19 protein-coding genes are annotated in these 25,441 nt (G+C 69.9%); 5 read left to right on the top strand and 14 right to left on the bottom strand.

Features of this window, described 5'->3' with window-relative positions; translation table 11 throughout:
* Positions 1 to 33: 33 nt before the first annotated feature.
* The 5 genes from Q0V34_RS04760 to Q0V34_RS04740 form a co-directional block, all read right to left on the bottom strand.
* Entirely contained in the window at positions 34 to 756 is a 723-nt protein-coding gene (locus Q0V34_RS04760) for an SDR family NAD(P)-dependent oxidoreductase (RefSeq protein WP_297508536.1), read from the bottom strand.
* Positions 753 to 1,232 carry a DUF3429 domain-containing protein gene (locus Q0V34_RS04755; RefSeq protein ID WP_297508534.1) on the bottom strand — a complete coding sequence of 160 codons (480 nt, stop codon included), beginning with the start codon at positions 1,230 to 1,232 and terminating at the stop codon, positions 753 to 755. Before Q0V34_RS04755 ends, Q0V34_RS04760 begins: the two co-directional genes overlap by 4 nt.
* A gap of 69 nt (positions 1,233 to 1,301) precedes the next feature.
* Positions 1,302 to 1,994, bottom strand: coding sequence for a TetR/AcrR family transcriptional regulator (locus tag Q0V34_RS04750; protein WP_297508531.1), 693 nt, complete (start codon positions 1,992 to 1,994; stop codon positions 1,302 to 1,304).
* 98 nt (positions 1,995 to 2,092) lie between these two features.
* Positions 2,093 to 2,902 carry a phosphonoacetaldehyde hydrolase gene (gene phnX / locus Q0V34_RS04745; protein ID WP_297508528.1) on the bottom strand — a complete coding sequence of 270 codons (810 nt, stop codon included), beginning with the start codon at positions 2,900 to 2,902 and terminating at the stop codon, positions 2,093 to 2,095.
* A complete protein-coding gene (locus Q0V34_RS04740) occupies positions 2,899 to 4,035 on the bottom strand; it encodes a TIGR03364 family FAD-dependent oxidoreductase (RefSeq protein WP_297508526.1) in 1,137 nt (378 codons plus the stop codon). The genes phnX and Q0V34_RS04740 overlap by 4 nt, the downstream gene beginning before the upstream one ends.
* A gap of 184 nt (positions 4,036 to 4,219) precedes the next feature.
* On the opposite strand from Q0V34_RS04740, the gene Q0V34_RS04735 reads away from it, so the two are divergent.
* Complete coding sequence (locus Q0V34_RS04735) at positions 4,220 to 5,110, top strand: LysR substrate-binding domain-containing protein (RefSeq protein ID WP_297508524.1); 891 nt, start codon at positions 4,220 to 4,222, stop codon at positions 5,108 to 5,110.
* Positions 5,111 to 5,120: 10 nt separating this feature from the next.
* Here the strand turns inward: Q0V34_RS04735 and Q0V34_RS04730 are convergent, their stop codons facing one another.
* On the bottom strand, positions 5,121 to 5,897 hold the full coding sequence (locus tag Q0V34_RS04730) for a DeoR/GlpR family DNA-binding transcription regulator (RefSeq protein WP_297508521.1): 777 nt from the start codon (positions 5,895 to 5,897) through the stop codon (positions 5,121 to 5,123).
* A 175-nt stretch (positions 5,898 to 6,072) separates the two neighbouring features.
* On the opposite strand from Q0V34_RS04730, the gene Q0V34_RS04725 reads away from it, so the two are divergent.
* The 4 genes from Q0V34_RS04725 (at position 6,073) to Q0V34_RS04710 (ending at position 12,758) form a co-directional block, all read left to right on the top strand.
* Positions 6,073 to 7,590 carry a glycerol-3-phosphate dehydrogenase gene (locus tag Q0V34_RS04725; protein ID WP_297508518.1) on the top strand — a complete coding sequence of 506 codons (1,518 nt, stop codon included), beginning with the start codon at positions 6,073 to 6,075 and terminating at the stop codon, positions 7,588 to 7,590.
* Positions 7,587 to 9,095, top strand: coding sequence for a glycerol kinase GlpK (glpK, locus tag Q0V34_RS04720; protein WP_297508515.1), 1,509 nt, complete (start codon positions 7,587 to 7,589; stop codon positions 9,093 to 9,095). Before Q0V34_RS04725 ends, glpK begins: the two co-directional genes overlap by 4 nt.
* Before the next feature lie 119 nt (positions 9,096 to 9,214).
* Entirely contained in the window at positions 9,215 to 11,560 is a 2,346-nt protein-coding gene (locus tag Q0V34_RS04715) for a TonB-dependent receptor (protein WP_297508511.1), read from the top strand.
* A gap of 265 nt (positions 11,561 to 11,825) precedes the next feature.
* Entirely contained in the window at positions 11,826 to 12,758 is a 933-nt protein-coding gene (locus Q0V34_RS04710) for an alpha/beta hydrolase (RefSeq protein WP_297508508.1), read from the top strand.
* A gap of 131 nt (positions 12,759 to 12,889) precedes the next feature.
* Here Q0V34_RS04710 and Q0V34_RS04705 read toward each other — a convergent pair whose 3' ends face one another.
* The 8 genes from Q0V34_RS04705 to Q0V34_RS04670 form a co-directional block, all read right to left on the bottom strand.
* Complete coding sequence (locus tag Q0V34_RS04705; RefSeq protein ID WP_297508505.1) at positions 12,890 to 15,304, bottom strand: TIM-barrel domain-containing protein; 2,415 nt, start codon at positions 15,302 to 15,304, stop codon at positions 12,890 to 12,892.
* Between the two features lie 2 nt (positions 15,305 to 15,306).
* A complete protein-coding gene (locus tag Q0V34_RS04700) occupies positions 15,307 to 16,554 on the bottom strand; it encodes an MFS transporter (RefSeq protein ID WP_297508502.1) in 1,248 nt (415 codons plus the stop codon).
* Positions 16,555 to 16,761: 207 nt separating this feature from the next.
* A complete protein-coding gene (locus Q0V34_RS04695; RefSeq protein WP_297508499.1) occupies positions 16,762 to 19,653 on the bottom strand; it encodes a TonB-dependent receptor in 2,892 nt (963 codons plus the stop codon).
* A 105-nt stretch (positions 19,654 to 19,758) separates the two neighbouring features.
* Positions 19,759 to 20,685 carry a FecR family protein gene (locus Q0V34_RS04690; RefSeq protein WP_297508497.1) on the bottom strand — a complete coding sequence of 309 codons (927 nt, stop codon included), beginning with the start codon at positions 20,683 to 20,685 and terminating at the stop codon, positions 19,759 to 19,761.
* On the bottom strand, positions 20,682 to 21,185 hold the full coding sequence (locus Q0V34_RS04685) for an RNA polymerase sigma factor (protein WP_297508495.1): 504 nt from the start codon (positions 21,183 to 21,185) through the stop codon (positions 20,682 to 20,684). Before Q0V34_RS04685 ends, Q0V34_RS04690 begins: the two co-directional genes overlap by 4 nt.
* A 131-nt stretch (positions 21,186 to 21,316) precedes the next feature.
* Positions 21,317 to 23,479, bottom strand: a complete 2,163-nt coding sequence (locus Q0V34_RS04680; protein WP_297508493.1) for a phosphocholine-specific phospholipase C — start codon at positions 23,477 to 23,479, stop codon at positions 21,317 to 21,319.
* On the bottom strand, positions 23,476 to 24,750 hold the full coding sequence (locus Q0V34_RS04675) for a DUF5690 family protein (RefSeq protein WP_297508490.1): 1,275 nt from the start codon (positions 24,748 to 24,750) through the stop codon (positions 23,476 to 23,478). The genes Q0V34_RS04680 and Q0V34_RS04675 overlap by 4 nt, the downstream gene beginning before the upstream one ends.
* Before the next feature lie 74 nt (positions 24,751 to 24,824).
* Complete coding sequence (locus Q0V34_RS04670) at positions 24,825 to 25,409, bottom strand: metal-dependent phosphohydrolase (protein WP_297508487.1); 585 nt, start codon at positions 25,407 to 25,409, stop codon at positions 24,825 to 24,827.
* Between the last annotated feature and the right edge of the window lie 32 nt (positions 25,410 to 25,441).

The raw sequence follows: 25,441 nt of genomic DNA, 5'->3' as shown, positions 1-25,441 counted from the left end.
ATGCGGTTGGCGGAGGGGGAGAACACGGGCGGGTCACCAAGGGATGCGCTCGCCGTCATAGGCGAAGAACTCGCCGCTATCGGCGGGCTCCAGACGGGCCAGGACCTTCAGCAGCCGCTCCGCGGCGTCGTCGGCGCTGATCATCGCGCGGGAGGACTTGGCGAACGGGGCGCTGAGCGCCGTGGCCACGGTGCCCGGGTGCAGCACGACGCACACCGCGCGGGGGCGCTCGCGGCGAAGCTCCAGCGCCTGGCAGCGGAAAATCATGTTCAGCGCCGCCTTGCTGGCGCGGTAGGCGTGCCAGCCGCCCAGACGGTTGTCGCCGATGCTGCCGACCCGCGCCGAAAGCGCGGCCAGGACGCTGGCCTCGTCGCGAGGCAGCAGCGGGGCCAGATGCTTGGCCACCAGGCTGGGCAGGATCGCATTGACCTCGAACAGCCGGCACAGGGTCTCGGCGCCGATCGCCCGCATGGTCTTTTCCGGCGTGACGCCGTCCTCGTGCAGCAGGCCCGTGGCGATCAGGATCAGATCGACCACGCCCATCCCCGAGAGGGTTTCGGCCAGGGCCGCCAGCGCCGTCTCGTCCAACAGGTCGGCCTCGATGAAGGGCGTGCGCGGCGCGCTGGGCCAATCGGCGGGGCGCCGGCGGCCGACGCCGACGACGAACGCGCGTCCGGGTTCGGCGGCCAGGCGAGTCAACAGCGCTCGGCCAAGGCCTCCGCTAGCCCCGACGACGACGGCGACGCGCGACGTCACGCGACCAGCCCCGCGCCCCAGGCGCCGAGCAGCAGCGCCCCGCAGGCCACGACCGTCAGCGGCGCGCGCAGCCTCCGATACCAGTCCGGAAGCGCGGCCGCCGTGACGTCCCAGACGCCGTGCAGGGCCAGCGCCAAGGCCAGGGCGAGCAAGCCCAGGACAGCGCCAAGGCCCGCGCTGTCGCGAGCGACCACGGCGGCCGCCGCGAAGCCGACCAGCGGCGGGAGCATCGAAATCAGCAGCGACGTCCTGTCCGCATGAGGTCCCAAGGCGGCGTGGGCGGCGCGGGTGCCGGCGAGAAAGGCCAGGATCGCCGAGGCGTAAGCGGCCTGGGCCACCCAGGCCACCGGCGGGGCGATCAGTCCGGCGAACACCGCCAGCGGCGGCGCGACGAAAGGCGCCAGACCCAACGCGCCCAGCACGCTCATGGTGCTCGCCAGCGCGGCGCCTTGGTTCTCGCCCTCGACCACAGCCATGCGAAGCCTTCCCTTCGATCGAACCGATCGCCGGGAATTTAATGTACCAATTGGTATAAAGAAAGGAGGCTACGTATTTGCCGCAGCCAAGGCTCTCGCGGCCCCGGCGGGGCGGGGGCTCGCGGCGGGCGCGATGGCGAAGGCCCGCACGAAGACGTCGCAGGCCGTGTTGATCAGCGTCTCGACATCAAGGACGCGCAGGTCGGCGCCCGCCAGCTGGTCCTGGTGCAGACAGGCCAGCAGCAGCGGCGACACCAGTTGCAGCGCGGCCATCCGCGGATCGGCGTCGGCGCGCATCTCGCCCCGCGCGATGTGCAGGGCGAGCCGCGCCTCCAGCGCCTGCAAGGTCGGCTCGACGATGTGCTCCAGAGCCGGACGGCCGTAGGCGGGATCGATCAGCCCTTCCGCCAGGCTGAGCGCGAAGACATCGCCCAGGCGCACCGACTTCTCGGCCCGCAATGCATTCACCAGGCCGCGCGCATAGGCCCGGATGGACTCGGCGAAGGGCAGGTCGGTCTCGCGCTGGGCGTCCAGTCCCAGCCGCCCCCGGCGCAGGCATTCGGCCAGCACCGCGTCGAGCACGGCGCGCCGGTCGCCGAAATAATGCCGCAAGGTCGGGGGCGAGGCGCCGGCAGCCGCCGCCAGGTCGCGAAAGCTCACGCGCTCGCCCGCCCGCGCCACCAGGCGCAGGGTCATCTTCTCCAACAGCTCCTTGCGCTTGACCTCATGATCGAGGTCCTTGGCGCCCTTGGTCCTGGACAAGACGGGCTTGCTCCTTCACACCTATCGTAACGTCAGCGTCCTGGGCGCGCAAATCATGGCCCCGCCGGAATGGGGCGCGCGAAAGGTCGAACGCCGCGTCAGGGGCGCTCGCCGCGCGCGATGCGCGCCTCGATGTCGGCGAGCACTGGACCCAGGTCCGCCACGCTCTCCACGACGTAGTGCGCGCCGGCCTCGCGCAGGGCTTTGGCGGAGGCCTCGACCCGCGCCGCCCGCTCCTCGACGGGCAAGGCCGCCAGGCTCTCGGCGTCCAGGCCGACGCCATTGCCCGAGGCCGAGAGGCCCACGGTCCAGGCGCCGACCTCCAGCCCCTCGGCGATCCCGACCACCGCGTCGTCGACCTTGACGCACGCCCGCGCCGGCCAGGCGCCGAGCTCGACCAGGGCCTTCCACATCATCAGAGGCGAGGGCCGCCCGGCGGCCGTCTCGCCCGCGCAGACCACCACGTCGGGCGCGTAGCCCTGCTCGGCCGCCAGCGGCAGGATGTCGGCCATCATGGCGCGCGTATAGCCCGTCGAGGACCCGATGCCGACGCCGCGCGCCCGCAGGTCGGCGGCGAGCTCGGCGGCGCCGGGGATCAGGCGCGCGCACTCGCGGGCGGCGGCCCGCATCATCGGCTCGACGGCGTCGTGAAGCCGGTCGACATCGGCCTCGGTCGAGGCCGCGCCGTGGCGGGCGCGCCAGAGGTCGGCGACGCGCGGCATGGCCAGCAGGGACCGGATATGGTCCTTCTTGGCCTTGCCCATATCGGCGCGGGCCTCGGCTTCCGAGATCTCGACCCCGGCGTCCGCGAAGACGTCGCGCAGGGCCACGACGGGCGCGCGACAGCCGAAGTCGATCATCGTGCCGGCCCAGTCGAAGACGACGGCCTCAATGGAACTACGGGTCATGCGGCGGCTCCTTGGCGGGGCAGGTCATAGAGGCCGGCGATCACCTCCTCGGCGAGGCCGAAGGCGGTCGAGGCGCCGGTGCCGCTGGTCACGGTCACCAGGCGCACGCGCGGCAGCGGGGCCTCGACCAGGCTGTGGCTGGCCGCCGAGGCGTAGGTGCCGGTCCAGCGCTCCACCACCGGCGGCGGCGCCTGGCCGAAGACCCGGGCGAATTCGTCGAGGATCAGGGCGTCGACATCCTCGCGCGCGAACGGATCGGGCGTGGCGGCGTAGTGGTGGCTGTCGCCGACCACCAGCGAGCCGTCGGCGCTCTGGGTGACGATCAGATGGACGCCGTGCGCCAGATGCTCGCCCTGCTCGGCCTCGAGCCGCGCCCGCAGCGCGCCGGCCTGCGGCAGCTCGGCATAGCCGAGATAGCGCACGAGCCCCAGATCGGACATCACCGGCGAAGGCAGCCGCCAGCCCGGATCGGCCAGGCGCAGCATCTGGAGCTTGCAGCGCGTCACCTCGGCGCGGGCGAAGCTGTCGGGGAACAGGGTCGTCAGGTCGTCGCCGGGGCAGACGATGATCGCGTCGGCCCGCGCCGCGCCCGCCGAGGTCTCCACCCGGCCGGTCTCGACATCGGTAACGGCCACGCCGCGCCGGAACGTGACGCCGTGGGCCGCCTCCAGCCACGTCGCGAGGCGCGGGATCGCGGTGCGAGACTCCACGCGCAGATCGACGGAACTGGTCAGGGCGCCCAAGACCGCGCCGCGCCGGGGCATCCGGTCGGCCAGGTCGTCGGCCTCGCGCCAAGCGCAGCCCTGCGCCATCTCGGTGTCGAGAAAGGCCCGCAGCACGTCGCGGGCCTCGGGCCGGCGGGCGACCATGGTCAGGCCGCGCTGCAACACCGCGATCCCGGCCGGACCGGCGATCTCGTCCCAGACCTGGGCGGAGCGCCGCGCGCGCCGCCACACCTCGCCCCGCGCCTGCCCGGTGACCGTTACGAAACCGAAATTGCGGACGGACGCGCCGTTGGCCTGGGCGTCGCGGTCGATGACCACCACCCGCTTGCCAAGGCGCGCGGCGGCCAGGGCGTGGGCCAGGCCCACGATACCCGCCCCGACCACGGCCAGATCGAATTGCTGTTCCACCCTCGTCGTCCTTGACCGGGATCGGCGCCGCCATCGGCGTCCACATTCGCCACGATGCAGCGCCGGGCAGGGCCGAGGCAAAGTGTTTGGATGGATGGGGGGCATAGGCCGGACCTATGGGCGCGGCGGCGATCATCGAGGTTCACGGCGGCGTCATACCGCGCGCCTATGGGAAAGCTCCACCATGGCCGCCAACTATCAGCATCTGCGCGCCTTCCACGCGATCGCGCTCGAAGGCAGCGTCACCCGCGCCGCGCGCCGCCTCAACCTCGCCCAGCCGACCCTGTCCCAGCAGCTGAAGGCGCTGGAGGCGCGGCACGGCGTCAATCTGTTCGAGAACCGGCGGTCGCCGCTGAAGCTGACCGCGGCCGGCCAGGACCTGTTCACCCTGACCGAGCGGCTGTTCTCGGCCGCTGCGGATGTCGACGACATGCTGGGCGAGGCCGTCAGCCTGGACGGCGGGACCTTGCGGATCGGCGGCGACTGTCCGCCGCAGGTCGCCCGGGTCATCGCCCGCTTCAAGGCGATCAGCCCCAAGACCCTCGTCCAGGCCAGGATGGGCAATTCGCGCGAGACCATGCGCTGGCTGGCGGACGCCGAGATCGACGCGGCGGTGGCCAGCGATCCCCCGGCCGACGGCCAGTTCACCTACGATCCCCTTTATACGGACCGCCTGGTCGTCGTCCTGCCGAACGGCCATCCGCTGGCGGCCCTTGAGACGGCGCCGATCGACCGGCTGGCCGAGGAGACGCTGCTGGTCCGCGAGGCCACCTCCAAGACCCGCGCCTTCACCGAACAGGCCCTGGGCGCGGCCGGCGTCGAGCCGCGCGAGACCCTGGAGCTGCAAAGCCGCGAGACGATCCGCGAGGCCGTCGCCTTGGGCCTGGGGGTCGCCGTGTTCTTCTCGTCGGAGTGCCCCCCGGATCCGCGCATCGTCTATCGCCCGCTGTCGGGCCTGGTGCGAGAGCAGCCCCTGCGCGGTTATCTCGTCTGCCAGCGGGACCGCCGACGCAGCGCCGTGGTCCGAGCCTTGAGGGCGATCGCCGTCGAGCTCGCCGCGTCGGACCCCGGCTAGAGCGCGGTCCTCAGGCGCTGGCCGCGCCCGTCTCGATCACCCGCACGCCCTGGGCCTCGCAGCGCGCCGCCAGGGTGGGACTGTCCAGGCGATCCGTCACGAAGACGTGGACGTCGCCGATATGTCCGATCCGGACCGGCGCGGGCCGGCCCAGCTTCTGGCTGTCGGCGACCAGGATCACCCGCCGCGAGCTGTGGATGATCGTCTGCGAGACCTGCACCTCGTTGATGTCGAAATCGAGCAGCGAGCCGTCCTCGTCCATGGCCGAGGCTCCGATGACGGCGAAATCGACCTTGAAGTTGCGAATGAAGTCGACGGCGAAGGCCCCGACCGAGGCGCGGTCGGCGCTGCGGACCCGGCCGCCCACGACGATCACCTCGATGCCGGGCGAGGCGGCCAGGATGTCGACGACATTGAGGTTGTTGGTGATGACCAGCAGGCCCGTGCGCCCTTGCAGGGCCTTGGCCACCTCCTCGGTCGTCGTGCCGATATTGATGAACAGCGAGGCCTTTTCGGGGATCAGCGCCGCGGCGGCGGCGCCGATGGCCTCCTTGGCCTCTCGCGCCAGCACGCGCCGCGCCTCGTACTCCAGATTGTCGACCCCGCCGGCCGCGATCACCGCGCCGCCGTGGACGCGATTGAGCAGGCCCTGATCGCAGAGGTCGTTGAGATCCTTGCGGATCGTCTGGCGCGACACCTGGAGCTGGTCGGCCAAGGCCTCGACCGTCACCCGACCGCTCTTGCGGGCGAGCCCCAGAATCGCCTCGTGACGCTGCTCGACGGCCATCAACGCACCTCCCCCCTCCGCTTAGCGCGTCGGCGGAGTCTTTGACCAGCGCGCTCGCGCGTTGCTTTCGCATTCGCGCGCGCCTTTTCACGTTTGGTTTCGCTTTTTGATTTCGAATTTGCGAATTGAAGCCCAATGCGCTAACGAGATCGCAAAATAAGGGAGGAGCGTGAGGATGGAGTTCGACCTTCTGGTGGTCGGCGGCGGCGTCAACGGCGCGGGCGTGGCCCGTGACGCGGCGGGTCGCGGGCTGTCGGTGCTGCTGGTCGAACAGAACGACCTGGCGAGCGCCACGTCCTCGGCCAGCACCAAGCTGGTGCACGGCGGCCTTCGCTATCTCGAATATTATGAGTTCCGGCTGGTCCGCGAAGCGCTCGAGGAGCGCGAGACGCTGCTGGCCATGGCCCCGCACATCATCTGGCCGCTGCGCTTCGTGCTGCCCCACGCTCACGCCACTCGCCCCGCCTGGCTGGTGCGGCTGGGCCTGTTTCTCTACGACCATCTGGGCGGCCGTCGTCGCCTCCCCGGCTCGCGCGGCCTCGACCTGAAGGGCGCGCTGGAGGGCGCGTCGCTGCGGCCCGACTACCGCAAGGCCTTCGTCTATTCGGACTGCTGGGTCGACGACGCGCGGCTGGTGACCCTGAACGCCCTGGACGCGCGCGCGCGCGGCGCCCAGATCGAGACCCGAACCAAGCTGGTCTCGGCCCGCCGCAGCGGCGCATCCTGGGAGGCGCTGCTCGAGCCCGAGAACGGGCCGGCCAGGAAGGTCCGCGCCCGGGCCATCGTCAACGCGGCCGGCCCCTGGGTGTCCGAGGTGCTGGGCGGCGCCCTGAAGGTGGCCGGCGGCAGCGGGACCCGGCTGATCAAGGGCAGCCACATCGTGGTGCCCCGATTGTTCGAGGGCGATCACGCCTACATGCTGCAGAACCCCGACCGCCGGATCGTGTTCGCCATCCCCTACGAGGATCGCTTCACCCTGGTGGGCACCACCGACGTCGCCTGGGACGCCGCGCCGGGACCGGCCCGGATCTCGGACGCCGAGGTCGACTATCTGTGCGAGAGCCTCAATCGCTACTTCACCCGTCCCACCACGCCAGACGACGTGGTCTGGAGCTATGCCGGCGTGCGCCCGCTGTTCGACGACCAGGCCGACGACGCCTCGGCCGTGACGCGCGACTATGTGCTGGAGGTCGACGCGCCGGAGGGCGCCGCGCCGGTGCTGTCGGTGTTCGGCGGCAAGATCACCACCTATCGCCGCCTGGCCGACCACGCGCTGGATCGGCTGGCGACCTTCTTCCCCCACGCCGGACCGTCCTGGACGCGCGGCGCCGTCCTGCCCGGCGGCGACGTGCCGAACCTGGACCAGCGCGCCCTCGCCCAGGCGCTGCGCGCGGAGTTCCCGTTCCTCGCCGACGACCTGGCGCTGCGCCTGGCGCGCTCCTACGGGACGCGCGCGCGGCGGTTCATGGCCGGCGCGACGAGCCCCAAGGATCTCGGCGAGGCCTTCGGCGCGGGGCTTTACGCCGCCGAGGTCGACTATCTGGTCGCCGAGGAATGGGCCCGCACGGCCGAGGACATCCTCTATCGCCGCAGCAAGCTCGGCTTGCATCTGCCGCGCGAGGCGGTCGCCCGGCTCGAGGCCTATCTGGCCGGCAAGGCCGACGCGCCCGCGATGAAGGCGCTGGAAGCATGAGCGCCGGCCGCTACATCCTGGCGATCGACCAGGGCACGACCAGCACGCGCGCCATCGTCTTCGACGACCAGGGCGCGGTGGCGGGGCTGGATCAACGCGAGTTCGCCCAGAGCTATCCGAACCTGGGCTGGGTGGAGCACGATCCCGAGACCATCTGGCGCGACGTCGTGGACACCGCCCGCGCCGCGGTCGCGGCGGCCGGCGTCGCCGCCGAAGCCCTCGCCGCCATCGGCATCGCCAACCAGCGCGAGACCGTGGTGGTCTGGGATCGCCGCACCGGCCAGGCCATCCATCCGGCCATCGTCTGGCAGGACCGCCGCACCACCGAACAGTGCGAGGCGCTGAAGCGCGCGGGCCACGAGGCGCTGATCCAGGCGCGGACCGGCCTGCGTTTGGACCCCTATTTCTCGGCCAGCAAGCTGGCCTGGATCCTCGACCATGTCCCGGGCGCGCGCGACGCGGCCGGGCGCGGCGAGCTGGCCTTCGGCACGATCGACAGCTTCCTGCTCTGGCGCCTGACCGGCGGCGCCGTCCACGCCACCGACGCGACCAACGCCTCGCGGACACTGCTGTTCGACATCCACCGCCAGGTCTGGGACGAGGACCTGCTGCGCCTGTTCGACATCCCCGCCTCGCTGCTGCCGGAGGTGCGCGACAACTGCGGCGACTTCGGCCAGACGGCGGCCGAGCTGTTCGGCGTCCCCGTGCCGATCCGCGGCATGGCCGGCGACCAGCAGGCGGCGCTGATCGGCCAGGCGTGCTTCGGCGAGGGCATGGTCAAGGCGACCTACGGCACCGGCTGCTTCATGCTGATGAACACCGGAACGCGCGCGGTGGCCTCGAACACCCGCCTGCTGACCACGGTCGCCTACCGCCTGGGCGGCCAGCCGGTCTATGCGCTGGAAGGCTCGATCTTCGTGGCCGGCGCGGCCATCAAGTGGCTGCGCGACCAGATGGGCCTGATCGTGCGGGCCTCCGACACCTCGAGCATGGCCACCCAGGTGCCGGACGGCCACGGGGTCTACATGGTGCCGGCCTTCGTCGGCCTGGGCGCGCCCTACTGGGACCCGCAGGCCCGAGGCCTGATCCACGGCCTGACCCTCGACACCTCGGCCGCCCACGTGGCGCGGGCGGCGCTGGAGTCGGTGGCGTTCCAGACCCACGACCTGATCGCGGCGATGTTCGCCGACGGCGCCTCGCGTCCCAGCGCCCTGCGGGTGGATGGCGGCATGGCGGCCAACGCCTGGCTCTGCGCCTTCCTGGCCGACATCATCGACGCCCCCGTCGAGCGCCCCGTCAATATCGAGACCACCGCCCTGGGCGCCGCCTTCCTGGCCGGCCTGGGCGCGGGGCTCTGGCCCGACCTCGACACGATCGCCCGAAGCTGGCGTCTCGACCGGCGCTTCGATCCCGCGATGACGCCGCCGGCGCGCGCGCGCTGTCTGGAGGGATGGCGCGACGCCGTCGCCCGGACTCTCTATCAGCCTCAGGCGCACGCCGCATGAGACAGAAATACGACACCGTCGAAAACTGTTCAGCCACTTTGCGGATTGGCTTGACCAGTTGCGGCTAAAGATATAGCAAAGCTTAAATAAACTAAAATCAAAGACTTAGGGAGGGTAACATGTACAAGATGATCCTGCTCGCGGGCGCGGCCGCGAGCGTCCTGGCGGCGCCCAGCCTGGCCGCGGCGCAGCAGAAGAACGAGGTCACCGGCCTCGCCGAGGTCGTCGTCACCGCCACCAAGCGCTCGGCCAATCTGCAGAGCGTGCCGGTCGCCGTCACCGCCTTGACCGGCGAGACGATCCAGAACCAGCGCATCGCCGAGTTCAGCGACCTGACCCGCGCCGCCGCCTCGCTGACCCTGACGCAGAGCACGGCCGCGCCGAACAACGCCATCATCCTGCGCGGCATCGGCACCTACGCCTTCTCGATCGGCGTCGAGCCGTCGGTGGCGGTCATCATCGACGACGTGCCGGTGGTGCAGCAGGCCCAGGCCTTCGACAACCTGTCGGATGTCGAGCGCATCGAGGTGCTGCGCGGCCCGCAAGGCACGCTGTTCGGCAAGAACGCCAGCGCCGGCGCCATCAACATCGTCACCAAGGATCCTTCGGTCGCGTTCAGCGGCCACGCCTCGGCCACCGCCACCACCGATCACGGCTACAAGGCCGACGGCGCGATCTCGGGTCCGATCAGCGACAAGACCGGCTTCCGCCTGGGCGCCTACTACAGCCACTGGGACGGCAACGTCGACAACCTGAGCAACGGCCACAGGCTGAACGACAACACCTCTTACGGCGTGCGCGCCAAGCTGCGCTCGGACCTGACCGACAAGCTGGTGCTGTCGCTGAACGGCTCCTACGCCAAGTCCAAGTCGAACGGCACGGCGGCGCCGCTGCGCTTCATCGACCTGAACTACATCCCCGCCGGGGCCACCACGCCGGTGATCCCGAAGTACAACGGCGTGCCGATCGCGCCCGCCCTGGTCGGCATCACCCCCGGCGCGGACAACCGCAAGGTCCGGGTCGACAACGACGCCTTCAACGACAACAAGCAGGCCAGCTTCAGCGGCAAGCTCGCCTATGATCTCGGCTTCGCCAGCCTGATCTCGGTCACCTCGTACCAGGACTGGAAGTACAACTTCTCGGCCGATGTCGACGGCACCGATCTGGCGGTCAACGGCGCGGCGCCGAACGTCACCAACCCGATCTCGCCGGGCGCCGGCGTCAGCAATTCCGGTCCGTATCACGCCAAGTCGTTCACCCAGGAAGTGCGCCTGACCTCGAAGGGCGAGGGTCCGCTGTCCTACGTGCTCGGCGCCTTCTACGCCGACGCCAAGACCACGCGTGAGTTCCAGCGCGGCCCGGCTCTGATCCTGGCCAAGTGGAGCGGCTGGCAGAGCACCCGCAGCATCGCGGCCTTCGCCGGCGTCGACTACAAGTTCCCGACCAACACCACGGTCAGCGGCGCGGTCCGTCTGAACAAGGAGCGTATCGAGGACAGCTTCGTCAACCTGCTGCCGACGGCCACCGTCTATACCTCGCCGACCAGCATCGGCACCTGCGGCGCGGGCAGCCAGCTGTGCGCCGGCACCAACACCGACACCGTCGCCACCTGGAAGCTGTCGCTGAACCAGGAACTGGCGCCGCGCGTGTCGGGCTACGCCAGCGTCGCCACCGGCTACAAGGGCTTCGCCTACGACATCTCGTCCGGCTACACCCCGCTGCGCACCCAGAACCCGGTGCAACCCGAGAAGTCGACCTCGTACGAAGGCGGCATCAAGAGCCGCTTCTTCGACAACCGCGTCCAGCTGAACGTCGCGGCCTTCCTGACCGACTACAACAACTTCCAGGCCCAGTCGTCGCAGTACATCAACGGCGCGCTGCAGCAGAAGCTGAACAACGTCGGCAAGCTGCGCACCAAGGGCCTGGAAGTCGAAGCCCAGGCGATGCCGGTCGAATGGCTGCGCCTGGACGCCTCGGCCGCCTATACCGACGCCAAGGTGGTCTCGTTCCCGAACGCGGCCTGCTATCCGGGCCAGGCGGCGACCGGCGTCGGCTGCGCGCCGTCGGTGAACCCGCCGGGCCTGGGCAACGTCCAGGATCGCTCGAACACCCAGCTGCCCAACAGCCCGAAGTTCAAGATCAATCTGGGCGGCACGGTCACGCGTGACCTGGCCAGCGATCTGAAGGGCGTGTTCACGGTCAACTATCAGTACCAGAGCAAGGTCAATTTCGACCTGCTGGGCAACCCGTTGGCCGAGCAGAAGGCCTATGGCCTGCTGAACGCCTCGGCGGCGGTGGAACGCGGCAACGTCAAGGCCACGGTCTTCGTCAACAACCTGTTCAACGAGCACTTCGTGTCGGGCATCGCCGACGGCTTCGGCTCGTATGGCGTCCACCTGGTGACCCAGATCCTGTCGCGCGAAAGCGACCGCTATTTCGGCGTCAAGGTCGACACCAAGTTCTAGGACTCGTTCCTCCCCGAACGACCCTGCGATGGGGAGCGGGCCATGCCTGCTCCCCCTTTTTTTGGCTGTCTTCGCCCTTCGACAGGCTCAGGGTGAGGACAACTGTCGGCTCCGCTGGCGCAAAATCCTCATCCTGAGCTTGTCGAAGCATGTCCTCGGGCCGGCGCCGCCGGACCCGGGGGGGACGAGGATTTCCATTCGGCCCCGCCGCCACACTCAACGTGAGCAAAGCCTTCTTTTATCCCCGCCAAATCAGGAGACCCGCATGAACAACGCCCTCTCCCGCCGCCTGCTGGGCCTCGTGGCCGGCGCGTCGGCGTGTCTGCTCGCCCTCGGCGCCCACGCCGCGCCTGGCGAATGGGTCAATGGCGTCACCGCGATCCCGACGCCGAAGGAGCCGCCGACCTTCGCCCTGCCCGTGGCGACGCCGCTGGCCAACCCGGCGCGCGAGGCCTGGGCCCAGCAGGATCCGAAGCAGCGCCTCGTCTACAACGTCTCGCGCCCGACCCTGACCCTGATGCCGGGCGGACCGCCCGCCGACCGGGCCGCGCCCGCCGTGATCCTGATCCCCGGCGGCGGCTACCAGTTCCTGGCCATGGACAACGAAGGCTACGACGTCGCCAAGCGCCTGAGCCCGCTGGGCGTGCGGGTCTTCATCCTGAAGTACCGGACCCTGCCGCTGCCCGACAGCTTCGACGGCTTCAAGGCCGCCCTGGCCGCCACCTTCCAGCGCGGCGAAGGCGCCGAGGAACGCGCGCGGCAGATCCCCTATGCCGTGGCCGACGCCCAGGCGGCGATCCGCGCCGTCCGCGCGCACGCCCGCGACTGGGGCGTCGATCCCGCCCGGGTCGGCATTCTCGGCTTCTCGGCCGGCGCGATGACGACGCTGGGCGCGCTGCAGGCCAACGCCGCCGACGCGCGGCCCGACTTCGCCGGCATGATCTATGGCCCCACGGAGTCGAGCACGGTTCCCGCCAACGCCCCGCCGCTGTTCGCGGCCCTGGCGGCCGACGACCGCTTCTTCCGATCGCAGGATCTCAGCCTGATCCACAACTGGCGGCGCGCCGGCGGCTCGGTGGAGCTGCATCTCTACAGCGCCGGCGGCCACGGCTTCGCCTCACAGCCGCACGGCACGACCAGCGACGCCTGGTTCGACCAGTACGCGCTGTGGCTCAAGGCGATGAAGTTCGCGCCGTAGGCAAACCTATTGTGTCATCCCGGCCGAAGCGAAGCGTATAGCCGGGACCCAGGGGTGCGGTAACGCCGCGCTTGTGGCCCCTGGGTCCCGGATAGCCTCTTCGAGGCTTCCGGGATGACACGAGGAGGGCTTCACAAGCTCCAGGTAAGCACGCCGCGAGACACGCCCAGCACCTCGTCGAGGCTAGGAGTCACGGCCTTACCGTTCAGGACCACGGTCCGGGTCTCGGCGGCGGGCAGGACGAGCTTCAGCGCCTTGGCCGGCGGCGGGACCTCGCCGACCCAGGTGGCCGTGACCTCCAGAACCTCGGCGCCGGCCTCGACGGTCACGCGCCAGCCCTGCGGCGCGTCCGGATCGCGCCAGCCGGCGTCGGCCTCGTCGAAGCCGCGCCAGGCCATCGCCCCGCTCGTCGGCGGATAGAGCAGCACCGCCGGCTCGGGCGGCGCGGCGACGAAGCCCGCCGGGGCGACATCAAGGAACACGCCCGCGCCTTCACGGACGAGCATCGGCGGGAGGCCTTCCAGCGGCGCGGCGAGGTCGTGCTCCGCGCCGCCCGCATAAACCTTATCGTCGCGCAGATCGCGCCAGGTCGCGCCGGCCGGCAGATAGGCGCGCACGGTCTCGACGCCCTGGTCCAGCGCCGGGGCGACCAGCAGGTCCGGACCCAGCAGGTAGGTGTCGCCATCGTCCCAGGCCTTCGGATCGTCCGGGAAATCCAGCCAGAGCGGCCGGGTCACCGGCTCGTAGTCCGCGTGGTGACGCCACAAGAGCTCGTGCAGCAGCGGCTGCAGCGCCCGCCGCAGCTTCATCATGCCGACGATGGCCGGCGTCGCCTCAGGATACATCCAGGGCTCGTTGACGGTGCGGTCGGTGTTCCAGCTGTGGATCGAGAAGCGCGGCATCACGATCCCGGCCTGCACCCAGCGCAGCAGCAGTTCCGGCTCCGGCGCGGGTCCCGCGAAGCCGCCGATGTCGTGGCCGGTGTTCGAGACCCCCGACAGCGCCAGGCCCAGGCCCATCTTCTGATTGAAGCGCAGGGTCTTCCAGGCGGTGTAATTGTCGCCAGACCAGGTCTGGGCGTAGCGCTGCATGCCGGCCATGCCGGAGCGCGTGACGACGTAAGGGCGCTCGTCCGGGCGATAGGCGATCTGGGCCGCGCGGCTGGCGCGCATCATCAGGAGGGTCTGGACCGGGCGCTCGCCCGCCGCCGCGCGCGGCTGGCCAAAGCCGTGGATGCGCGACCGCTGGTCCCAGATCTCGTACTCGTTGTTGTCGTTCCAGGTCGAGCGCATGCCGTGGGCCAACAGCTGCTCGGTCACCTGGGCGCGCCACCAGGCGGCGGCCTCGGGGTGGGTGAAATCGACATAGCTGCCGACCTCGTCCCAGAACTGGCAGACGATCGGATCGCCGTCGGCGTCGCGCACGAACCAGCCCTTGGCGGCCAGCTCGTCGTAGCGCGGGTGATTGACCAGCAGGGCCGGCTTGATGTTCGGGACCAGCTGGACACCGGCCTCGGCATAGCCCCGCACGAAACCTTCCACGTCCGGGAACTTGTCGCGGTTCCAGTGGAAGACGTAGCGCTTGTCGCCGATCGAGGTGTAGCCCGACGACAGGTGGAACGACTCGCACGGGATGTCGTGACGCTCCACGCCGGCGATGAACTCGCCCATGCGCTCCTGGGCGTTCGGCGCGTCGGTGTAGGTCATGGTCGAGCCGGAATAGCCCACGGCCCAGCGCGGCATCAGCGCCGGCCGCCCCGTCAGCCAGGTGTAGCGCCGCGTGACCTCTCGGGCGTCGGGTCCGGCGATCATGTAGTAGTCGAGATCGCCGCCCTGGGCCCGCATGTACCGATAGTGGGGGTGGTAGTTGTCGTGCTCGTGCCCGAAGTCGAACACCGGGTCGGCCATGGTGTCGTAGAACACCCCGTGCGCCGCGCCCTCGGCGTCGACCACCAGGACGTAGGGGATCGACTTGTAGAGCGGATCGTCGGCCGAGGCGTCGTAGCCCATCGGGTCCAGATTCGTCAGGCGGAAGCGCCGCCCGGCGCGGTCCATCGCCCCGGCCCGCTCGCCCAGGCCGTAATAGCGCTCGCCCGGCTGGCGCTTGACGTAGTGATAGACGCCCTCGTCCCACCAGCCGAAGTTATAGGCCTGGGTCGGGCGGTCCTCGGCGATGACGCGCCAGCCGTCCGCGCCCGCCTGCGACCAGCGACAGAAGAGGCCGGCCAGGGTGATCTCCAGACGCAGACGCCCGGTGGCGACGACCAGGACCCCGTCCGCCTCGTCCAACGTGAAGGCGGGGGCGGAAAAGCCCGAGACGTCCATCCGGTCGCGGCCCGGCTCGGCGATGTCGCTTTGCCCTGGCGCGATCGTCCAGCTCGGCGGCGAGGTCACCTCTCCGTTCGCCAGCAGCAGGACGCGGACCACGTCCTCCTCCAGGACGAAGACATGGGCCACGGCGCCGGTGTCGGCGCGCAGGGTGACCCGGGGTCCCTCGCGCTCGGCCAGGGCGAAGAGCGGCGGCTTGGCCAGGCTGGCTTTGCGCATGGTCAGGCTTCCTTGACGACGAGATGGCGGCGCATGGCGAACAGCCAGGCCGCGCCCAGCAGATCGAAGACGCCCAGGCACGCGAACAGCGGCGCGAAGCCGATCTTGTCGGCCAGCTGCCCGATCGCCAGCGAGAACAGCAGCCCGCCGGTCCAGCCGGCCATGCCGACCAGGCCATTGGCCTTGGCGATGTCGCCCTTGGGGAAGACGTCCGCCGACAGGGTGTTGATCAACACCGAGATCACCTGGTGGGCGAAGCCCCCGATGGCCAGGAGCGCGATGGCCGCCATCGGATGGCCGACCAGGCCGACGAAGCCCGGCGCGATCATCAGCACCGCGCCCAGGGTGATGCCGGCGATGCGCGAGCCTTCCAGGGACAGGCCGCGCCATTTCTGCAGCAGCGGCGCCAGATAGCCGCCCAGGATGCCGCCGGCGTCGGCGGCCAGGAACGGCATCCAGGCGAACAGGGCGATGTGGGTCAGATCCATGCCCCGCTCCTTGGCCAGATACAGCGGGATCCAGAACGAGAAGGTCTGCCAGGCCGGCTCGGCCAGGAAACGCGGCACGGCGATGGCCCAGAAGCGCGGGGTCGCGGCGATGGCGCGCAGGGTGACGGCGCTGGCCGGAACCGGACGCTGGCCCGCCTGGATCTGAGCCAGTTCCTCGGTCGAGACGTACGAGGCCTGAGTCGGCGAGCGATAGAACCGCCACCAGACGCCGGCGAACACCACGCCGATCGCGCCCGTGACCACGAAGGCCGACTGCCAGCCCCAGGTCTTGGCCACCAGGGCCACCAGCACCGGAGCGATCACGGCGCCCAGCGAGGTGCCGGCGTTGAACCAGCCGACGGCGACGGAGCGCTCGCGGTCGGGGAACCACTCGCCGATCGACTTCATGCCGGCGGGGATCGCGGCCGCCTCGGCCATGCCCAGCATGCCGCGAAACGCCGCCAGCGACAGCCAGCCTCGGGCCGCGCCGTGCGCCATGTTGGCCAGGCTCCAGGCCAGGGCGAACAGGGCGAAGCCGGCGGTCAGGCCAATCTTGTCGATCAGCAGGCCCGCGATCGGCTGCATCACCGTATAGGCCAGTTGGAAGGCGCCGACGACATAGCTGTATTGCTCGGTCGTGATCGCCAAGTGCTGTTTCAGTTGCGGCGCCAGCACGCCCAGCGAATTGCGCGCGATGTAGTTGATGATCGTGCCGACGATCACCAGCAGGAGGATGCGCAGCCGCGCCGAGCGCCAGGTCATTGATCTTCCTACCCGTTCTTATTGTTCATTAAAGCGCTGGCCGCCCGTCCGCCTGGCTCGTCCATCCATGGCCAATCCGGATTGGCCTGTCAATTTGCAAAGAGTGGTCAGGCCACTTTAAGGCCGCGCTTTCGCGCGGACGCAAACGTCCAAAAACAAAGGCCCGCGCGACGCGCGCGCGGGCCAAGGCGGATAGGCTGAAGTCGCTTAGAAGCGGGCGCGCAGGCCGAAGCTCACCGTGCGGCCATAGCGCGTGTAGCCGCCGAACCAGCCGCCCTTGACGAACTGCCATTGGGAGGCGTCGGTCAGGTTCTGGCCCTCGATCGCCGCCGTGATCCGGGGCGTGATCTTGTAGCTGATGCTGGCGTCCAGCGAGCCGAACGCCTTGTCGTTCAGAGCCGAGAGCCCGGCGCCGCCGACGTCCTGCAGCACGTCGTCGACCCAGCTGTAGCTGGCCCGGGCCGCGAAGCGCCCCTTCTCGTAGAAGCCGGTCAGGTTGAAGCTGTTCTTGGCGACATTGACCATCTCGTCCCGCAGGGTCGGCGAATAGGTCGCCTCGGTGTCGGTGTAGGTGTAGTTGGCCAAGACGCCCAGACCATCGAACGGAGCCGGCAGGCTCTTGAACAGGTGCTGATAGGCCAGCTCGACGCCCTTGATCGTCGCCTTGCCGCCATTGGTCGGCGAGGTCAGCACATAGGTCTGGCCGTCGATGACGATGTTGGTGTTCTGGCTGTAAACGAAGGTCGTGATGTCCTTGTAGAAGGCGCCGCCGATCAGGGCGCTGCCCGGGGCGAAGTACCATTCCAGGGTCGCGTCATACTGCCAGGCCTCGAACGGCTTCAGCAGCGGATTGCCGCCGACGGCGGTCAGCAGGGTCCCGGAGTTGAGCGTCAGGCGCGGGGCCAGGTCGGCCAAGGACGGGTGGGTGATCACCTTGGCGGCGGCCACGTGGGCCTGCAGGCGGTTCGTGAGCTCCAGGGCGAAGTTGGCCGTCGGCAGGACGTCCGTATAGGTCTTCTCGAAACGGACCGGCAGCGCCGCCGTGCCGTTGTCGGCATAGCCGGACGAGACCTGCTTGGTCTGAGCCACCCGCGCGCCGACCTGCCCGCGCAGGGCCGCGCCGAACAGGGTCGTATCGATGTCGCCAAGGGCATAGCCGGCGGCGATCTTCTCGGACACGCGATACGAGTTGCGCTGGTCGGCGCGGGCGGTGCCCTTCTGGTTCGGATCGCGCACGGCCCAGAACGCGGCCGGATCCGGCACGGCCCAGGCCGTCGGCAGGCCGGCGGAGGCGCCGCCCAGGAAGTTGCTCACCGGGAACGGGTCGAAATAGTCCGCCCCGAAGAACTTGCCCGTCAGGTTGGTCGTATAGTTGATGTCCGCGCGATTATAGGATCGCGAGCGCTCCCGGTATTTGACCCCGAACTGGAGCCGGCTGACCGGGCCGAAGCTCACGGGACGCTCGGCGTCGAACTGGAGCGCGGTCTCGTCGTCCGTCGCGTTGTTGATGCGCCACTCAATTCGGCGGAACGGCAACAGGGAGGGGTTGTTCAGGTCGGCCGTCAGCAGCTTGACCTGGGGCAGCGCTTCGCCGGCCTTGGGCAGATTGAACGCCGCCTGCCCCATCGCGCCCTGCAAGCGGGTGCGGGTGATCGGCTTGGAGGTCTCCGAATAGGCGCGGGCATAGGCCAGATCGCCGGTGAACGTCCATGCGTCCAGCTTCTGACGGATCTTGCCGGCGACCATCATGTTGTCGTGGGCGAGGTCGCTGACCTCGTGGCCGATCTGGCTGTTGGCGTTGGCCGTGCCGCCCGTCATGACGCCGTCCTTGATCACGGCGGAGCCGGCGACCAGGGTCGAGAGGTCCGGATCGACCGAATAGGTCAGTTCGTCATAGTGGTCGTCCAGCTTGGTGTAGCTGCCGTCGAGCGTGATTTCCGTCGCCTCGCTGGGACGGTATTGGGCGGAAAGCACCAGACCCTTGCGCTTGCGATTCTCGCGCTCCAGCGTCGGGCGGATGTTGGTCGCGTACAGGGTCACGCCTTGAGCGAGCAGGCTCTTGCCCAGGGTGGTGCTGGCGTTCGGATAGCTCCAGCCCACGCCCGTGACGCGGTCCTGGCGCAGGGTGCGCTCGTCATAGACCGCCGCCGCCAAGACGCCGAAGGTGCCCGCGGCGTTGGTCCAGCTGGCCAGGCCCGACACGCGCGGATCGGTCTTGTCCGCCAGTTCGGGACGGCTGCCGGTGGCCGACAGGGCCAGGGTGCTGCGGCCCAGGTCTAGCGGGCGAAAGGTGCGGATGTCGACGACGCCGCCGATCGCGCCCTCGTCCAGCGAGGCCAGCGGCGTCTTGCCGACCTCGACGCCCGCCACCAGTTCCGACGGCAGGGTGTCGAAGCGGAACTGACGGCCGCTCTGGCCGCTGTCGCGCATGTTCTCGTTCACCGCGGCGCTGCGGCCGTTCAGGGTCACGATCTGGAAGTTGGGACCAAGGCCCCGGACGCGCACGAACAGGCCCTCGCCCCGGTCGCGGGTGATGGCGACGCCCGGCACGCGTTGAAGGGCTTCGGCGATGTTGTTGGACGGGAACTTGCCGATGTCCTCGGCCGAGATGGCGTCGACGACGTTCGCCGCCTTGCGCTTTTCCGACAGCGCCCGGGTCAGCGAATTGGCGAAGCCGTTGACGACGACCGCGTCCACGGTCGCGGGCGCTTCGATCGGGGCGGCGGCGGTCTCGGCGCGAGCGGCGACGGCGGCGGCGGCGGGCGCGCGGGCGGTCGAGATCTTCTGGGCCGCGGGGCGCAGGATGGCCGCGCCGCCGCTGCGCATGAAAGTCAGACCCGTGCCGCGCAGCAGCTGGGTCAGGCCGCGCTCGGCGTCGAAACGGCCGTGGACCCCGTCGGTGTGCTTGCCGGTCAGCAGGGCCGGATCGGCCATGACCTGCAGCCCGGTGGCGCGCGAGAAATTCGGCAGGGCCGAGGCCAGGTCGCCGGCCGGAATGGCCAGGGTCGGCTGCTCGGCCGGCGCGGCGACGGCCGAGCTCGCGGCCAGCAGCGCCAGGGCCGAGACGGCGCCGCGCGGGATCCAGGTCTTCGAAGTCATCATGTCATCCCCGATTTCGTCCGGCGTGGTCGCCGGCTTCGGCCGGGAAGACGCTGGAGGGCGCAAGACTCGGACAGGGAATTTTGTGAAGTTTCGGCGACGCGCTCAGCGCGCCAGGACCAGACCCTCCGCCGACTGACGGACGGTGAAGCCGTGCATCAGCGCCAGATTGCGCACCAGCGCGTCGGGATCGTCGAGACGGAAACGCCCGGCTACACGCTGACGGCCCAGGGCCGGGTCGCCGATGACGATCGGCTTCGGCGATGTCCGGTTCAGGCGCTCGACCAGACGGTCCAGGGTCAGCCCCTCCGTCTCCAGCCAGCCGCTGCGCCAGTCGTCGGCGGCGGGGTCGAAGGTCCGGATCACCGAGAGACGCCCTTCCTTGGCGAACGCCCTTTGGCCCACCGTCAGGTCGGCGGTGCGGTGGATCAGACCGACCGGCGCCAGCCGCACGCGGCCACGATGTACCGACAGCTCAAGTCGTCCCTGAACGCGCTCAAGGTCGAAGGCCGTTCCCAGCACGCGGGCCGAGCCCTCGGGCGCCCTGACCGTGAAGGGCCGCCGCGCGTCGTGCGCCACGTCGAAGAAGGCCTCGCCTCGATCGAGCCGCACCTCGCGTTGGTGACGCGCCAGGCGAACCTCCAACCGCGTCGCGCCATCCAGGGTGAGCCTGCTGCCGTCGGCCAGCGTCACGTCGCGATGCTGGCCCGGCGAGGTCTCCAGCAACAGCGGGGTCACCGTCATCAGTTCGAGCCGCGGCCAGGCCAGGGTCAGGGCCAGGACGCAGGCGGCCAGGCCGGCCGCGACCGTCGCGAGCGGCCAGGCCGGGCGACGCGGCGCCGCGCGGCGCTGTTCGCTGAGCTTCAGGGCCTCGATCAGGGCCGGGTCCTGGCTGACCTCCCACACCTGCTCGAAGGCGCCGGGGTGGGCCGGGTCGGACGTTTTCCAGGTCTCGAAGGCGGCCTCGTCCCGCCGTTGAGCGTCGAGGCGACGCGCCGCCCAGACGGCGGCGTCCCGGCGGGCGCGGCTCATCGGCGACCTCCCGCCCGGCGTTCAGCCTTGGCGACCTCGCGCTGCAACTGCTCCAAGGCCCTCGCCACGTGCTTGTCGATCGCCGCCTCGCTCAGCCGGAGTTCGTCGGCGATCTGGCGCGACGACTGGCCATGCAGGCGCCGGCGGATGAACACGTCCCGCCGAAGCGGCGGCATGGCGTCCAGCGCCTTGCTGAACACCTCGACCTTCTGGCGATGCATCAGGATCTGCTCCGGCGCGGGGGCTTCGCAGGGGATGTCGTCGTCGAGCGTCTCGGCCGGCCGCCGCTGGGCCCGCCGGAAGTGATCGCGCACCAGGTTCAGCGCGATGCGATAGCCCAGCGCCGCCCGATCGGCGATCGTACGGGCGCGCTCATAGGCCAGCAGGCGCTCGAAGGTCTCCTGCACCAGATCCTCGGCGGCGGCCGGATCGCGCGTGCGCCGCACGATGAACTGGTAGAGATCGCGCCGCTGCGCCCGCAGGCTCGCCAGATCCGTCATGAGCGCGAGCCCCACGGATCACAAACCGCCTGCGATGACCAACGCGCCTCGAGCATGCCGCGCCGCTAGCACGGCTTCGTGACAGTTTGCGTTCGGCGCGGCTCGCGATCGCTCGCGCCGAACGCGGGCGATCACGCCGTCAGCACCATCGCGCCAATGCCGGGATCGGTGCGGCTGGGCCTGCCGGTTTCGACGTGGCCGGCATAGCGCCAGAGCGTGTCGGCGCCCGCCGCGTCGGTCAGGCTGAGATCGTACCACAGGTCGCTGGCGGTCAGATCGAGCGCGATCTCGCGCCGCTCGCCGGGCTTCAGGGCGATGGCCTGCGTTCGCGCCGCGCCGGGCGCGACGGGGTAGCGCGGATCCATCGCGAGGCCGAGGGCCGCCTCCGTCGAGGCGTCGTTCCGCAGGTCCAGGACGATCTTTCCGGCCTCCGGGGCCTCGCGTAGCGCGACCCGCACGCCGAGGCCCTTGGGCTTCGGACCGCGAAAGTGGCGATAGAAGCCGTTCGGGCCGTGCACGGCCAGGTCATAGGCTTCCTTGTCGGCCGCGTTCCAATGCCCCGCCGTGTGGCGCTCGCCCGCGACCAGCGTGTAGTGCCACGCCGCGCCCAGGCCGTAGGGCGCGTAATCGTGGACGGAGAAGACCGCCGCCTGGTCGCCGGTGTTGACGAGGTCGATCAGCACGCCCTCCCCCTCGGGCCGCAGGTCCGCGCCCAGGCGATAGGGCAAAGCCCGCGCGGGCCTTTGCACGGCTGGCTGGCTGGCGGCGGTCTGGACCGCGGGGATCTTCAGGGCCGGCTGGCGCGCGGCGTGGGCCAGGCGCTGGCCGTAGTCGTCGGTCGACGGCAGGGCCAGGCCCCGCGTGTCGGCGTTCGGGGTCTTGAAGTCGAAGCACGACGTCAGGTCGCCCGACACCGCGCGCCGCCAGTCGGAGATGTTCGGCTCCCTCACCCCGAAGCGCTTTTCGAGGAACTTCAGGGTCGAGGTGTGGTCGAACACCTGCGAGCAGACATAGCCGCCCCGGCTCCAGGGCGAGACGACGATGGCCGGCACGCGGATGCCCAGGCCCAGGGGCTGCGGGCCGCTCACGCCGGGGTGGGGATGCTTGTCGTAATCCTTGAACTCGCCGGCCACGCTGACGCCGCTGTGGCCGCGGCTGGCGTCGGCGGCGGGCATCGGCGGCAGCATGTGGTCGAACAGGCCGCCCGCCTCGTCATAGTTCAGGATGAAGACGGTCTTGGAGAACACCTCCGGATGGTCGACCAGCGCCTCGATCAGCTTGGCGGTCAGGTTCTCGCCGTCGGCCGGCGTCCAGTTCGGGTGCTCGGACAGGGCCGCCGCGGTGACGATCCACGACACCCGCGGCAGGCGGCCGGCGGCGATGTCGGCGCGGAAGGCCTCGACCAGCTGCTGGCCGTCCGAGCGGGTGCGATCGGGGCCGTCCTTGTGCTCGGACACCCAGGACCGGCCGCGTTTATAGAGGTTGGAGGCCTTGTCGCAGGGCCGGAAGGGCTTGAACACCGACAGGATGTTGTCGCCGAAATTGTCGTATTCCTGGTAGACCTTCCAGCTCACCCCCGCCGCTTCGAGACGCTCGGCGTAGGTCGTCCACTCATAGGCCTTGATCGGCTGATCGGTGGCCATGTCGGCCGAGGGGGTCTCGTCCTCGCCGTAATTGCTCATCACCGGATCGCCGCCCACCCGGCCGCCGCCGTTGCAGCCGGTCCACAGGTGCAGGCGGTTGGGATAGGTCTGGGTCAGGGTCGAGCAGTGATAGGCGTCCAGGATCGTGAAGGTCGAGGCCAGGGCGTGGTAGAAGGGCAGGTCCGAGGCCTTGTAGTAGGTCATGCGGTTGTGCAGCTGGCGCGACACGCCCCACTGATCGAACCGCCCGCCGTTGACGATGATCGTCGCGGCCGTGTGCCCCTGATCGCCGCCGTCGACCACATAGGCGTTGGCGCTCTTGGAATCGGCCCAGTAGGGCTGGACATAGCCGTCCGGATGCTGGTCGCTGGGCTGGCGCCAGACGGTGTGGCCGTTGCGCAGGCGCAGGGGACGCGGATCGCCCAGGCCGCGCACGCCGGGGAAGCTGCCGAAATAGTGGTCGAAGGCCCGGTTCTCCTGCATCAGGATCACGACGTGCTCGACGTCCATGATCGTGCCGGTGCGGTTGTGGGCCGGGGTGGCCATCGCCTTTTCCAGCGTGGCCAGGGTGGCGGCGCTCAGGCCCGCGGCGCCCAGCGCCTTCAGGACCTGGCGGCGGTCGGCGGAAACGGGGCGGCGGGTCGAGGTCATTCGCGGAAGACCTTCAGGGCGAAGTAGAGGGCCGAGCCCATGGTCGCGACGCCCACGATGGCGGCGGCCGCGTAGCAGAGACCGGTGAAGAAGCCGAGCCAGCTCAGGGACAGGCCGAAGTTCTTCAGCAGCATCAGCGCGACGCTGCCGCCGTAGCCGGAGGCGTCGGCCAGATACATGAAGAAGGCCGCGTTCCCCGGCAGGCCGAGCGCGGCGGTCAGCCGGTCGGCCAGGACGGCGTTATACGGGATGTAGCCGAGATAGACCCCGGCCCCGACGGCGATCATCCACCACAGCGGGCTCAGCAGATGCGCCTGCCAGGCCAGGGTCGCCAGCGCGACCAGGATCGCGCCGACGATGATCATCACGTGATAGACCAGCACCGCGCGGCGATTGTCGCGGATCAGCGCCGTCAGGCCGAACAGCGGCAGGATCAGCGCGGCGATCGGCAGCTCGGAGAGGCTGAAGATGGCCGGCTCGCCGCCATAGCCCAGCGCGTCCCACAGCTCGACGGCGAAGTTGTCGCGGAAGTCGCGCAGGGCCGTCAGCACGACATAGGCGACGATCAGCAGCGCCAGGCCCAGGCCCGCGCGGGTCCAGAAGGCCCGCCGCTCCTCGCGGAACATGGGCTGGCGCTCCATGCGCTCGGCCACGTCGCGGGCGTCCGGCGGCGGGGTCTGGGACAGCATCCATACCGACAGGGCCAGCAGCGGCAGGAACAGCGCGCCGGTGGCCGCCGGCATCCACAGCTCCGGCACGCCGTAATCCACCACCAGCGCCCGGCCGACGGACTTCACCACGCCCGACGAGACGATGAAGCTGACGCAGAGACCCGCGCCCAGCCATTCGGTGGCGCGACGTCCCTCCAGAAAGCCGAACACCAGCCCCCAGATCATCCCCAGCGGCAGGCCGCTCAGGAAGATGGCGACCACCTTCAGCGGCGCGGGCAGGACGGCGAACAGGATCAGGGCCAGCCAGGAGGCGAGCACGAAGCCCACGATCAGCAGCGCCCGGCGCTGCGGCTTGGCCTCGCTGACCACCTTGACGCCCACCATCTTGGACAGGGCGTAGCCCATGACCTGGGCGATCACGAGGGCGATCTTGAAGTCGATCGCGAACGGCCAGCCCGAGACGCCCGCATAGCTGGCCACGGCGAAGGGCTTCCGGAACGCGTACATGCAGAAGTAGGTCGTGAAGGCCGCCGCGAGGGCGTAGACGGCCACCCACCCAGGCCCGGACCGGGCCAGGCCGCGCGTAAGTCTGGAAGTCATCCGGCCCCCGATATCTATAACACTAGATTATATGCATATAATTATAATTCTGAATTACTATAATCGTGTGACGATCAGGCGGGACTGACGTCCGCGACGAGGGCCGCCGCCAGATGACGGCGCAGGAAGACCTCGAGCTCGTCGGTGACGGCGTTCTTGTCCTTGGCCAGCTCGTCGATGCGCCGCAGGGCGATGGCCTGATCCGCGAAACGCTCGTTGAGGAAATCGATCTGCTCGGCATTGCCCATCACGCCGCCCTGCAGCGCCAGGGAAATCCGGGAATCCTTGGACAGGCCGTCCTGGTAGCCGGGCTCGACGCTGCACAGATAGCGCTTGGCGGCCACATGCAGGCGGATCGGTTCGCTGACCGCGAGCGGAAAGCGTTCGGCCGCCCACGCCGCGCCCAGCGCCTCGTGCAGGTCGTCGACCCCGTCTTCCGCCGGCGCCTCGCCCAGGTCGTGGATCATGTGCCCGACGTCGTGCAGCAGGCAGGCCATGACCATGGACGACGACAGGGCCTGGGCCTCGGCGTGGGCGGCCGATTGCAAGGCGTGCTGCAACTGATTGATGCCATATAGGCCGTAGGGACGCCGGGCGTTGCCCAGATAGATGTCCCGGATTTCCTGATGCAAGGCCTCGGCGGCGGAAGGCGCTGTCATAGAAATATTAAATCCATCTACGGATGATATTT

It is taken from the genome of uncultured Caulobacter sp. (assembly GCF_947036865.1).
Lineage (GTDB): Bacteria > Pseudomonadota > Alphaproteobacteria > Caulobacterales > Caulobacteraceae > Caulobacter.
Note: the sequence above shows the minus strand (reverse complement) of the source record. Positions and strands in the feature narration are given on the sequence as shown.